The sequence below is a fragment of the Mesorhizobium sp. Root695 genome (assembly GCF_001428185.1).
Lineage (GTDB): Bacteria > Pseudomonadota > Alphaproteobacteria > Rhizobiales > Rhizobiaceae > Mesorhizobium.
On sequence record NZ_LMHO01000016.1, the window covers coordinates 1 to 12,650 of the forward strand.

General features: G+C 63.8%; 12 protein-coding genes. 4 read left to right on the forward strand and 8 right to left on the reverse strand.

Features of this window, described 5'->3' with window-relative positions:
• The first annotated feature begins 325 nt into the window (after positions 1–325).
• The 3 genes from ASD99_RS16520 to ASD99_RS16530 all read left to right on the forward strand — a co-directional run bounded on the left by ASD99_RS16520 (position 326) and on the right by ASD99_RS16530 (position 3,353).
• Entirely contained in the window at positions 326–1,312 is a 987-nt protein-coding gene (locus ASD99_RS16520) for a sulfate ABC transporter substrate-binding protein (RefSeq protein ID WP_056592322.1), read from the forward strand.
• A gap of 358 nt (positions 1,313–1,670) precedes the next feature.
• Positions 1,671–2,120 carry an RrF2 family transcriptional regulator gene (locus ASD99_RS16525; RefSeq protein ID WP_056592326.1) on the forward strand — a complete coding sequence of 150 codons (450 nt, stop codon included), beginning with the start codon at positions 1,671–1,673 and terminating at the stop codon, positions 2,118–2,120.
• 81 nt (positions 2,121–2,201) lie between these two features.
• Entirely contained in the window at positions 2,202–3,353 is a 1,152-nt protein-coding gene (locus tag ASD99_RS16530) for a hypothetical protein (RefSeq protein ID WP_056592329.1), read from the forward strand.
• On the opposite strand, the gene ASD99_RS16535 is transcribed toward ASD99_RS16530, so the two are convergent.
• From ASD99_RS16535 to ASD99_RS16565, 7 genes are all read right to left on the reverse strand, one after another.
• Positions 3,348–3,896, reverse strand: coding sequence for a gluconokinase (locus ASD99_RS16535; RefSeq protein WP_056592332.1), 549 nt, complete (start codon positions 3,894–3,896; stop codon positions 3,348–3,350). The genes ASD99_RS16530 and ASD99_RS16535 overlap by 6 nt on opposite strands.
• Before the next feature lie 2 nt (positions 3,897–3,898).
• Positions 3,899–4,885, reverse strand: a complete 987-nt coding sequence (locus tag ASD99_RS16540; RefSeq protein WP_056592335.1) for an ABC transporter permease — start codon at positions 4,883–4,885, stop codon at positions 3,899–3,901.
• Positions 4,882–5,862: an ABC transporter permease gene (locus ASD99_RS16545; protein ID WP_056592338.1), complete on the reverse strand. Its 981-nt coding sequence runs from the start codon at positions 5,860–5,862 to the stop codon at positions 4,882–4,884. The genes ASD99_RS16540 and ASD99_RS16545 overlap by 4 nt, the downstream gene beginning before the upstream one ends.
• Positions 5,859–7,406, reverse strand: a complete 1,548-nt coding sequence (locus tag ASD99_RS16550) for a sugar ABC transporter ATP-binding protein (protein ID WP_056592341.1) — start codon at positions 7,404–7,406, stop codon at positions 5,859–5,861. The genes ASD99_RS16545 and ASD99_RS16550 overlap by 4 nt, the downstream gene beginning before the upstream one ends.
• Before the next feature lie 80 nt (positions 7,407–7,486).
• Positions 7,487–8,614, reverse strand: a complete 1,128-nt coding sequence (locus ASD99_RS16555; protein WP_056592345.1) for a sugar ABC transporter substrate-binding protein — start codon at positions 8,612–8,614, stop codon at positions 7,487–7,489.
• 290 nt (positions 8,615–8,904) lie between these two features.
• Positions 8,905–9,933 (reverse strand): LacI family DNA-binding transcriptional regulator, encoded by a 1,029-nt coding sequence (locus ASD99_RS16560; RefSeq protein ID WP_056592348.1) that lies wholly within the window; start codon positions 9,931–9,933, stop codon positions 8,905–8,907.
• A 182-nt stretch (positions 9,934–10,115) separates the two neighbouring features.
• Complete coding sequence (locus ASD99_RS16565) at positions 10,116–11,345, reverse strand: MFS transporter (RefSeq protein WP_056592350.1); 1,230 nt, start codon at positions 11,343–11,345, stop codon at positions 10,116–10,118.
• 178 nt (positions 11,346–11,523) lie between these two features.
• On the opposite strand from ASD99_RS16565, the gene ASD99_RS16570 reads away from it, so the two are divergent.
• On the forward strand, positions 11,524–11,814 hold the full coding sequence (locus tag ASD99_RS16570; RefSeq protein WP_057144299.1) for a DUF3175 domain-containing protein: 291 nt from the start codon (positions 11,524–11,526) through the stop codon (positions 11,812–11,814).
• A gap of 17 nt (positions 11,815–11,831) precedes the next feature.
• Here ASD99_RS16570 and ASD99_RS16575 read toward each other — a convergent pair whose 3' ends face one another.
• Positions 11,832–12,608: a FadR/GntR family transcriptional regulator gene (locus ASD99_RS16575; RefSeq protein ID WP_056592356.1), complete on the reverse strand. Its 777-nt coding sequence runs from the start codon at positions 12,606–12,608 to the stop codon at positions 11,832–11,834.
• Positions 12,609–12,650 lie beyond the last annotated feature (42 nt).

A 12,650-nucleotide genomic window follows, 5' to 3' on the forward strand; every position in this document is an offset into this window, starting at 1 on the left:
GAGCGCCAGCGGGTCGAAATCGAACTGCCGGTCGACCACCCCGCGGCCCAGAAAAGCCGGGTGGCGTTCCGCCCCGGACGCTGGAAGCTGTTTCCGGCGGCCTGATCCCGTCACCTAAACATCGCCTCGGGAAGGATTGTGCGCGCAATCAGCGTCGTTGCAGCCCCCCGAAGAGAATCCGTTTGGGTGAAAATCCTAGTCTCAGGCTGTTTCGGCGATATTTTTTCTCGCCGGACCCTCACAGGGCCGCTGCGTGTGCCTAGTCGCCCACACCGCGCCACGGCTATGATTCAATCATAAACGCATTGCATTGGAGCCTGTTTTCATGAAGCGATTTTTCCTCGGGCTCGCCACCGTCGCCAGCCTGTTCCTCGCATCCTCCCAGGCCTGGTCGGCCGACAAATTGCTCAACGCATCCTATGATGTCGGCCGCGAACTGTTCGCGCAGGTCAACAAGGCTTTCATCGCGCAGCATCCGGGCGTCACCGTCGATCAGTCGCATGCCGGCACTTCGGCGCAGGCCCGCGCCATCGCCGAGGGCCTTGGCGCCGACGTCGTTACCTTCAACCAGATCACCGACATCGACTTTCTGGTCAAGAAGGGGCTCGTCTCGGCCGACTGGCAGAAGGATTTTCCCGATAACGCTTCGCCCTTCTATTCGCTGCCGTCTTTCCTGGTGCGCGCGGGCAACCCCAAGCACATCAAGGACTGGAACGATCTCGTGCGCGACGACGTGCAGGTGATCTTCCCCAACCCGAAAACCTCCGGCAATGCGCGCTACACCTATCTGGCGGCCACCGCCTACGCCAAGGAAGCCTTCAAGAACGACGACGCCAAGGTGAAGGAGTTCATCACCAAGCTGTTCAACAACGTACCGATCTTCGACACCGGCGGTCGCGCCGCGACCACCACCTTCGTGCAGCGCGAGATCGGTGATGTGCTGATCACCTTCGAATCGGAAACGCGCGGCATCCGCAAGGAGTATGGCGACGACAAGTTCGAGCAGGTCACGCCCTCGGTCAGTCTGCTGGCCGAATTCCCGGTCGCGATCGTCGACAAGGTCGCCGACGAGCATAGCACCCGCGATCTGGCCAAGACCTATCTCGACTTCCTCTACACCCCGGAGGGCCAGGACATCCTGGCCCAGAACGGCACCCGGGTTCGCGATGCAGCAGTGGAGGCCAAGTACAAAGCCCAGTTTCCCGATGTCCGCCTGCTGACGGTCGAAGATGTCTTCGGCGGCTGGGACAAGGTGCAGAAGGAGCATTTCGCCGCCGGCGGCCTGCTCGACCAGACCTACGGCAGCCGCTAAGAGTTGCGGCATCCCCGGAGCAATTCCAGGAAAAGCGCATAGCGCTTTCCCTCGGGAATTGCGTCAAAACAAAGAATTGGAGTGGTTCGCCGTTTCCGCAAAACGGTGAACTGCTCTAGTGGATGAGAAAGCCGGCGCTTTTGCCGGCTTTTCGTTTTCGCGCGCCGGCGATCTAGTTTTCAGCGGGACGTCGGCACCGTCCGTGCAAAACGTTACAAAGAATCAACGCGTTTGTGCCTAACGTGCGATCCGGCGGCTTGTTTTCGCGAAACATCATCGAGTGGCGAAAAACGTCATTATTTGCACACAAACAGTCGCCAGATGCGAGTGGTTGGGGCTTCAATGGGTTGATCTGGGCATGCTGACAAAAAAAGGCAAATACGGCCTCAAGGCCCTCGTGCATCTGTCCGGCCTGCCGGTCGGCCAATTGGCCTTCGTCAACGATATCGCGATGGCCAACAACATTCCGAAGAAATTCCTCGATGCCATCCTGGGCGAGCTGCGCAATGCGGGCTTCGTCCAGAGCCGCAAGGGCAAGGAAGGCGGCTATCGCCTCGCCCGGCCGGCCTCCGAAATCAAGATCGGCCATGTCGTGCGTGTGCTTGACGGGCCGCTGGCGCCGATTCCCTGCGCCAGCCGCACACAATACCAGCGCTGTGAGGATTGCGACGAGGCGACCTGCCAGGTCCGGCACATGATGCTGGAGGTGCGCCAGGCGATCGCCGAAGTGCTTGACAATCGCAGCCTCGCCGCCATGCGCGATGCCGACAATGATGATTTTCCGGTCGAGCTGACGTCGCAGATATAAACCACTGACGCGTTCGCCATCGCAAGGTTGCGCGGTCCATGCCGACGCAGTAAAGCGGGGTTCGAAGAACGGGCTGGACCGATGAGGCTGTCGTGGTTCGCAAAATCCCGCAAGGCGGCCCGCAAGCCGCCATCGGCAGCCAGTTTCCGCACTGAAATCATCGCTGACGTCTTCGTCCCGGAACGGGCCGAGGAGGTGCGTTTCTTCACCCGCAAGCTGGTTCACCCCGGCCGGCTTCGCCGCTTTTCCAACAGGGACCTCCGCGAAAGCCTGCTGTCCGTCTTCTATCTCATGGTCGCGACGGCCCTGCCGGTGCGTTGGTGGGCGCCGATCTGCGGCCGCATGTCCAGGTTTCGCCTGAAGCGCCATATGCGCAAGGAATTTCCCGCTTACGCTGCCGCCACACGCTCGGTGCTTGGTGACGGCACCGATGCACGCAAGCTGTTCGAGGGATTGCTGGCTGCGCGCCATCGCCGCCGCCTGCAGCTCGCCGCACATCTGGTGGCTCGCCGCTGGTCGCCGACGATCCGGCTGGAGGGATTGGACGGGCTGCAGTCGGCCTTGCAGCAGGGCCACGGCGCGATCCTCTGGTGCGATCAGTTCACCGCCCAGACCATCATCGGCAAGCGCGCTTTGTACGAGGCCCGTATCGAGGCGCATCAGGTGAGTGTCCACACCCATGGTATTTCCGAAACGGCATTCGGCCTGCGTTTCCTCAACCCGCCGCTGATCAATGTCGAGAACCGGTACCTGAAAAGCCGGGTCGCCTTTGATCGCGACGACGCCTATCAAGTCACAATCCGCATCCAGAAGATCCTGAAGCAGAACGGCGTGGTGACGATGACCAACACCATCCATGCCGGCACGACCTTCACCGAGGCCGCCATGGGCGAAAGCGGCTGGACCCATCTCGCCTCGGCGCCGGCGAATTTCGCCGCCAGGGGCAGAACTGCCCTATTTGCCATGTCGACCTTTGAAGTGGTTCCCTTCATCGAATACCGTGCCGTGCTCAGCCCCGCGCTGGCGCCGGAGGCGTCGGTCACCCCGGCCACGGACATGGCCAGGGATGGAACCAAGAACATGGCCGTGCAGGCGCTCTACATCCTGCTCAAGCGCGACCGCCTGCTGGAAGCGCTGAAGCGCTACCCCGAGCAGATGATGACGTGGTCCCGTCGGCAGCGGTTGACCGAGGCTCAGGACAGCACCGGCATCGGCACTGACGAAGGCTCATGACCGGCGCGTCTGGCGGACAGCGGCAGCGACGACTTCACCGACCGGGCGTGTCGCATCGAGCGTCAGTGCCCGCTCATCGGCTGCCGGCGGCTCGAGGATGGCGAACTGGCTGTCGACCAGGCTCGCCGGCATGAAGTGGCCCTTGCGGTTGCCGACGCGCCGCCTGGCCGTGGCAGGGTCGATCCGCAGGTAGAGGAAGACAATCTGCGGGCAGAAGCCACTCAGCCGGTCACGGTAGCTGCGCTTCAGTGCCGAGCAGGCGGCAACCACGCCTTCGCCCTGCCCGACCGACGCCGCGATGCGCTCGCCGATCGCGTCAAGCCAGCCTTCACGCAGTTGATCGGTGAGTGGCTCGCCGCTTGCCATGCGTGCGACGTTTTCCGGCGGATGCAGCCTGTCGCCCTCGATAAAGGTAGCGCCCAGCGCGGCCGCCAGTGCTACACCGACGGCCGACTTGCCGCAGCCGGCGACGCCCATCACCACGATGGCCGGAGGCACCGAGCCGGTAGCGCCAACTGGCGCCTGTGCTGCCTTTTCGTCCACTGTCAGCGGCTTGCCGGCGCGCGGCCGTAGAGCAGCAGCATGGCGACGATGACGACGCCGTAGATAATCTGCCGCCCCGCCTCCGGCATCTGCATGACCGACAGGATGGATTGCAGCAGCGTGATCAGGATGACACCGGCAACGGTGCCGAGATACGAGCCGCGCCCGCCCAGGATCGAGGTGCCGCCAAGCACGACAGCGGCGATCGATGGCAGCAGATAGGCATCACCCATCGATTGCGCCGCCTTGGAGGCATAACCGGCGAGCAGTACGCCGCCGAAGGCCGAGAGCCCGCCGGAGACGGCGAAAGCAATCATCACCACGCGCCGTGTATCGATGCCGGAGAGATAGGCGGCGCGCTCGCGATTGCCGATGCCGTAGACGGTGCGGCCGAAGCTGGTGCGCGTCAGCACGAACACCATTGCAGCGCCAATCAGCGCCCATATGATGACCGCGTTGGGCACGCCTGGAATGGCAAAGCCGGTCGCTAGATAGCGCATCGCGCCCGTCGCCGAATCCTGTGGCGAGAAGCCGCCAGTGTAGACGACCATAAGCCCTTGCGCGACGGCGTTGGTGGCCAGCGTGATGATCATCGAGGGAATTCTGAGATAGGCGACACCGATGCCGTTGACGACGCCGATCAGCATACCGCAGAGAATGCCGAACGGAATGGCCAGCGCCACGCCGACTGGGCCATAGGCGGCCGCCGCACAGGCCATCATCGCGCCCGCCGCCACCGCCCACGGCACCGACAGGTCGATCTGGCCGAGCAGGATGACCAGCATCATGCCGGTGGCGATGACGCCGAGGAACGACGCCACCTTGAGCTGCTGCAGCAGATATTCAGGCGACAGGAAGCTTCTGGAATAGAGGCTGCCCAGGAACAGCAAAAGCACGATGCAGGCAAAGGCCGTCAGCACCGCCGGATCGGCGCGGCGGATGAATCTGGGCATGCGGCCGGCAATGCCGCCAAGCGTCGTTTCGCTCACAGGAACCACTCCAGCCGATTACGGACCCGAAACAGGGCGAAGGCGCCGAGGCTGACGGCGACCAGCAGGATAACGCCCTGGAACAGCGGCTGCCAGAGCGGATCGAAATCGAAGACGAACAGCAGGTCGCCGATGGTGCGGAAGGCCAGAGCGCCGAAGATCGCGCCGATGGCACTGCCCTTGCCGCCGAACAGCGAGACGCCACCGAGAACCACCGCGGCGATCGAAAACAGCGTGTAGGAGTTGCCGCTGGCATAGGCCGCCTCGCCCGTATAGGTGAAGAAGGTCAGGAACAGGCCGCCGATCGCCGCCAGCAGCCCGGCCAGAGTGTAGGCAGCGAACTTGCCGCGCCGGATCGGCACGCCGGACATGTAGGCCGCAGTTTCCGACGATCCGGCCGCGTAGGCGGCGCGGCCGAGCACCGAGCGGCTGAACGGCACCCAGATCACCAGCACGATGGCCAACAGGACGACGATGCTCGCCGGCACAACACCGAACACACGGCCGGTCAGCGCATCGGCCAGGTCTTCATTGACCGAGCCGCCCGGGAATGGCCGCAGCAACAGGCCGATGCCGTAATAGACGGCGCCCGTGGCAATGGTAGCGACGATCGGCTGCAACCGGCCATAGATGACGATGGCGCCATTGAGGGCGCCGCACAGCAGCCCCACCGCCAGCACGGCGATGACGCCGAGCGTCGTCTGCATCGGCGTGCCCACCACCAGCCAGGAGGCGAGGCAGTTGGTAAGCAGGAAGATCATGCCGACGGAAAGGTCAATGCCGGCGGTGATCACCACCAGCGTCTGCGCCATGGCGACGAAGGCCAGCAGCACGCCCTTGTTCGCCGCCGTCTGCACGACATTGGCGGTGAAGCCGGCCGGATGGTTCGAGGTGTAGATGACGAACATGACGATGAAGATGCCGAGCGCCAGCAGCGTTCCGCGCTGCTCGGCCAGCCAGTAGCGCCAATCCTTCATGCGTCCGCTCCCAGGCCCACCGGGCTTTCCTCGCCTTGGATGTTGAGCGCGCTTGATATGAGCGCCCGCTCGGTGATCTCGGCGCCGGCCAGCTCGCGCTTGACCGCCCCGTCATAGAGCACCAGCACACGGTCGCAGCAGCCGATCAGCTCGTCATAGTCGGTCGAATAGAACAGGATCGCAGCACCCGCATCGGCAAGCTTGCGCATCAGCTGATACAGCTCCTGCTTGGTGCCGACATCGATGCCGCGCGTCGGATCGTTGAGCAGGATGATGCGCGGCTGGCGCATCAGCCATTTGGCGATAACCACCTTCTGCTGGTTGCCGCCCGACAGCGCGCCGACCGGGATGTCGAGGCCCGCCGTCTTGATCGCCAGAAGGCCGACCATGTCGTCGATCAGCCGCTGCTCGGCGGCGCGGTCGATGATGCCCGCGTTCGACAGCCGGTCGAGCGCTGCGAAGGACAGGTTCTCGCGCACCGTCATCGGCAGCATCAGGCCTTCGGTCTTGCGGTCCTCGGGAATGAGGGCCATGCCGATGCCGTCATCGCGCGCAACGGATGGACTGGTGATCGACACAGGCTTGCCGTCGATCAGTATCTGGCCGCTGAGGCCGCGCAGCACGCCAAAAAAGGCGAGCAGCAATTCGCGCTGGCCCTGGCCGTCGAGACCGCCGAGGCCGACCACCTCGCCTGCCCTGACGGTCAATGAGATGTCGTGCAGCCGGTCGGCCCAGGAGAGCTTGCGGGCCTCGAGCCTGGGCGCGGCCGTGGCAGGCACGGCCGCCGGCTTGGGCGGAAAGATATGGCTGTATTCGCGGCCGATCATCAGTTCGACCACTTCATTGTCGCTCTTCGAGCCGGCCGGATAGCTGGCGACGTTGCGGCCGTTGCGGAACACCGTGCACTGGTCAGCCAGCTCGGCGATCTCGTTCATGCGGTGCGAGATATAAAGCAGCGCCAGCCCTTCCGAGCGCAGCCGCTTCAGCACCGCGAAAATCTTCGAGACATCAGCCGCCGTCAGCGCCGAGGTTGCTTCGTCGAGGATGAGGATGCGCGGTTTGCGGGCCAGCGCCTTGGCAATCTCGACCATTTGCCGCCTCGACAAGGGCAGGTCCTTGACCAGAGCCAGCGGATGGATGTCGGCCGCTCCCGCACGTGCCAGCGCCTCTTCCGCAATGCGGCGCTGCGCCTTGCGGTCGATCATGCCGAAGCGTTTGGGCGGGTCGGAAATGACGATGTTGTCGGCAACGCTGAGCTCGGGGACCAGCGACAGCTCCTGGAAGATGCAGACGATGCCGGCCTTGTTGGCAGCTCCGGGTGAGGCAAAGGTCACCTCGCGCCCGTCCAGCGTCATGCGGCCCTCGTCGGGCGCCACCACGCCCGCCATGACCTTGATCAGCGTCGACTTGCCGGCGCCGTTTTCACCGAGAATGGCGTGGATGCTGCCGGCCTCCACGACAAGCTCGGCCTTTTCCAGCGCCCGCACGCCGCCATAGCGCTTGGATATGCCTTCCATGCGAAAGAGCGGAGCCACACCGTCCATCGGCCCTCCCAGGGCGATTGTGGGATTGGAAACAGGCGCCGCAGCCTAAGCTGCGGCACCAGGCGATAGCCAGTGATGATTTACTGGTTTTCCTTGGTCTGACCCATGATCTCCTGGGCGCTGAAGTTGATGCCGCAGGTCGGGAACGAGTTGCCGACGAAGAAATTGTCGGATTCCTTGGCGAAGTAATCCGTGCCTTCCTTCATGTTCGGGTCTTCGGCGATCGCCAGCGGCAGCTTCACCTCTTGCGGCACCACCTCGCCTTCGAGCGCTGCAATCGCCGTCTTGATGGCCACGGCAACCTGAGCAGGGCCCGAGCCTGCGGACGAGCACTTCAGCCCGTCGGCCGAATGCGCGGCGCAGAACTTGCGGAAACCGTTCTCGGTCTCGCCGCCGAACGGCACGAACGGATGCTTGGCGTCGATCATCGCCTGCACGATGCCGGTGTCGCCGCCCTGCCCGGTGATGCCGTCGAACGGACCGTTGGTGGCGATCGCATCGGCGGTCACCTTCTGCGCCACGCCGTCATCCCATTTTCCGGCGACTTCGGTGACGTCCCATTTCTTGCCGGAGGCGTCGAAGACCTCGTGGATGCCATTGTGGCGGTCGGTGTCGACGGAGGTGCCGGCCACGCCGCGCACTTCGAGGATCTTGCCGCCGTTCGGTATCTTGGCGACCAGCCACTTGGCCCACAATTCGCCAAGGCCCTTCTGATCGACATTGACGTTGATGGCGTCCTTGGTGTCGAGAATGTTGTCGAAGGCGACCAGCACGATGCCGGCTTCCTTGGCGCGCTTGATGACTGGCCCAAAGGCGGTCGGGTTCTGCGCGTCGGTGACAATGGCGTCATAGCCGGAATCGATGAAATTGTTGATCGCCGAAATCTGCGCCGGCACATCCTCGCCCGTCGACACGACCTTGAATTCCTTGAGCTTGGCCTTCACATCGGGCTGAGCCGCGTAGGCCTTGGCCGTCTGCACCATCTGGATGCGCCATGTGTTGGCGATATAGCCATTGGCGAAGGCGATACGGAACGGACCTTCCTTCTTGGGATATTTGAAGAATTTCGTATCCGCGCTCCACGGCGCGAAGCAGTCCGCCTGAGCGGCGGGGCCCGATACGATCTCGGGGCCGGCGGCCATGGCGGCCGAATTGAGCATGACGAATGCACTGGCGGCGACGATGCCACCAACAACTGACTTGATCATCGATATTCCTCCCGATTGCAGTTCTGATTGTGGTTTTCGCTCTGAGAAGTTTCGCGCGACGGACCGGCACCTCCCGCCTCGCCATGCGCGTTTTTGGCCGTCGGTGGTCGTCGACCCGGTTCCTCCCTTGCCGCCGCCAGCGGGGCAAAAATTATCATATTATCCATAATAAACAAGGTTTAGTTGTCGCTTATGTATAATAAACAGGCGCGACCTATTATCCGTCTCGGGATGGTAGCGCTACCAATTTTGTGTGTAAACCGGCATTCGCACAGTCGCCTCTGTGTCTTTCAACGCGCCGTGCTCTCGCGGCGCTTGAGTTCGAAACCGAGATCGACGATCCGTTGCTCCGGCCTGTTGCCGGCGATCGCCGCCAATGCCATGGCGACTGCACGCCTGCCGATCTCATAGCGATGGGTGCGGATGCTGGTGATCGATGGAAACGCCACCTGCATCATGTCGAGGTCGTTGAAGCCGACGATACCGATCGTCTTCGGCACCGCGATCGAGGCGCGATGGCACTCGAACAAGACGCCGAGCGCGATGTCGTCATTGTTGCAGAAGACACCGTCGAGGGTCGGCACCTTGGCCAGCGCGTCGCGGAGCATCTCACGGCCGAGCGATACGCTTGATAGCACCGGTGTGGTGGTGACAAGGCGCGGGTCGAACAGGCCGGCATCCTCCATCGCCGCGCGATAACCGGCAAGGCGCCGCTGCGAACGTGGATCCATGCGCGCCCCGATGAAGCCGATCCGGCGGTAGCCCGCCTCGATCAGATGTTCGGTCGCCATCCTGCCGCCGTCGAGATGCGAGAAGCCGACCATCATGTCGACGGGATCGGGTCCGGTCTCCATGACCTGAACCACCGGGCAGCCGGCGCTCTCCAGCAGCTTTCGCGAGGGCGGTGTCTGGTCGATACCGGCGACGATGAGTGCCGCCGGCCGCTGCGAGCCGAACAGCTGCAACAGCCGCTCTTCCTCGAGACCGGAATAATGGGTGTTGCCGAGTTGGATGCGGAACGGACTGGCCGACAGGCTGTCATAGATGCCGCGCACCACCTCGGCGAAGACGTTGTTGGTGAGCGACGGCACCAACACGCCGAACACTTCGGCGCGCGCCGAGGCCAGCGCCCGCGCATTCGGGTCCGGCACGTAGCCCAGTTCATTGACGGCGGCCTGGATCTGGCGGCGCAATTCTTCCGAGACACGCTCCGGCTCGCGCAAGGCGCGCGACACGGTGATGGCGCCGACACCGGCCCTGCGCGCGACATCTGATATCGTCGGGCGGCCGCCACCCCGGCGTGAGCGCGGCTTGATCACGATCCCGCTCGCTTGGAAATGCGCCCGGCAGGGCGCGGTCGCGATACGATCGTCTTTGCTGTCTCCATCTCACCGGCCTTTTGCCGCCCCAACTTGCCTTCTGGCGTCGCGCGACATCCCCCGATTGTCAAGCCAAGGCGCGCGTGCCCGGCTTACGTGCGTGTGACGACCGCCGCCTCCTGTCAGGCCATCACGGCGGCGCTGCGCCGTGCTCTCCAGAACAACAGTCCGATCGCCAGGATGTTCAGCAAATTCCAGGCGATACCATTCAGGAACGCAGCCGCGTACGAGCCGGTCAGGTCATAGATCCAGCCCGACATCCAGCCGCCGATCGCCATGCCGAAGATCGTCGCCATCATGACGATACCGATACGCTGGCCAGCCTCCTTCGCCGGCATGTAATCGCGCACGATGATCGCGTAGCAGGGCACGATGCCACCTTGCGACAGGCCGAACACCAGCGACACCACATAGAGCGACGCAAGCCCGTCGAACGGGATGTAGAACAGCAGCGACAGGCACTGTAGCACCGAGCCGATCATCAGTGTCCACACAGCGCCGATACGGTCGGCGAGAAAGCCCGATGCCAGCCGGCTGACGACGCCGCCTGCCATCATGATCGACAGCATGTCGGCGCCATGCGCCACGCCGTAGCCGAGATCCATGCAATAGGCGACGATATGCACCTGCGGCATCGACATCGCCACGCAGCAGCCGAGCCCGGCGACGACCAGCAGCACCTGCAGCGCCCCCGGTGACAGCGAGATCGGCTGCACCTCTCGGCTTCCGGGCGAACCGGCGGCGGACGCCTTCGGAGCGCCGCGCCGCAGCAACAGCACCAGCGGCACCATGGTGACCAGACAGAAGATGCCGATTGCCGCATAGGTGAAACGCCAGCCTTCCGCCTTCATCAGGGTTGGCATGATGGTCGGCCACAACGCTCCGGCAAGATAGTTGCCGGCGGCCGCCGCGGTGACGGCGACGCCGCGCCGGCGGTTGAACCAGTGGGAGATGTCGGCGATCAGCGGCCCGAAGATGACAGACGTGCCAACGCCGATCAGCACCCCTTGAGCAAGGGTGAATTGCAGGATCGAGGTCGATAGCGCCGCGAGCAGGAGGCCGGCGGAAAGCGCAATCGAAGAGATCAACGCCGGAATCCAGTAGCCCATCCGGTCGATGGCGCGGCCGATCAGCACGTTGCCGGCGGCAAAGCCGACCATGGTCGCGGTGTAGGGCATGGAGGCCGCGGCGCGGTCGACGCCGAACTCGGCCTGCACAGCGGGCAGCACGACGACAACAGCCCACATGCCGACGGCGCCGATCGTCGCCAGCAGCATCGAGATGGCAAGCCGCATCCAGGCATAGGAGCTGTCGATGCCGGGGCTCGGCCGGCTCAAGTCGGTTCGGGTCAACGCGTCTCCTAGCCGACGGTCTCGAAAATCGGCCGCCGTTTGCGCCACTATCGGCGCATTCTCAGGCCGCAGCAGCGCCACAGCGGGCAAATCCGTGGCTCCAGGCCTGAGGGAAATGCAGGAACCGATGCCAATATGCGGAGTTTCCCAACAGGCAAACCCGCAAAGGAGTCCAGCCATGACCGCCACCAAGAAAAAATGGTCGGCCGAGGTGACCGAGCATAGTGACGCAATGGATATCGAGGACCATGTCTTTAAGTTCGATGACGCGAGGAAGATCGCCGCCTCGCTCAAGCGATCCGCCGAACACAGTGACCGGCGCAAGGCCGAGCCGTTCCAGTCGGCCATGTCGATGCTGAACTTCTACATCAACCGCGCCGGCAAGAACCTGCCCGCCGCGCGCAGGCAAGTGCTCGAGAAAGCCAAGGATGAGCTGCGCACCGCCTTCGGGCGCGAGAAAGACGGTTAGAAGCGACCCGATAGCCCCTAGCGGGCGCGTATGACGCCGTCCGTGTTGGCGAGCAGCTTTCGCACCGCGTTGCGCGCCGCGTCCGGCCGCTGCAGGCGGATGTTCTTCTCGATCGCTTCGTGCAGCTTCTGGGCGTGGTTGAGATCGTCGACCTCTCGCGTCGTATAGGCAAAGAGATGATCGAAGGCGGATTCGATGAGCACGCCGAGCGGCACCAGCAGGTCGTTTCCGGAGGCACGCAGGATGGCGAGGTGAAAGCGTGTATCGGCGCGGGTGCGCTCCTGCAGGCTCGTAGCCTCTCGCATCTCGCGGCAGGCCTGGCTGATCTCGGCCATCTGCTCGTCGGTGCGCCGCATGGCGGCAAAGGCCGTCGCTTCCGGCTCGATGATGTGGCGGAACTCCTGCACGGTCTTGAGGAACACCTCGCGGTCCGGCGACGTCGCGTACCAGGCCAGCACGTCGCGATCGAGCAGGTTCCAGCGTTCCTTCGGCTCGACCCAACTGCCGATCTTGGGGCGTGAGGCCAAAAGGCTCTTGGCCATCAGCATCTTGATCGCTTCGCGCACCGCCGAACGACTGACGCTGAAGGTCTCCGACCATTTCGCTTCGTTGGGCAGGATGGTGCCGGGTGGATAGTCGCCGCGCACGATCCGCAGGCCAATCTCGCTGGCCAGCGAGGCATGGACGCTCGACCCTGGAATGCGCGCCGCGTCGGGTCGGCGAACGCCAGCCGGACGCTCGGCGGAGGCCGCTTTCCCAGGCGATTTTTCCTTGTTCGGCTTCGCGTCCCGCATAGGCTCCAGAGAGTCTGGTTTCAGCAAGCTGTCAAGCGCGGT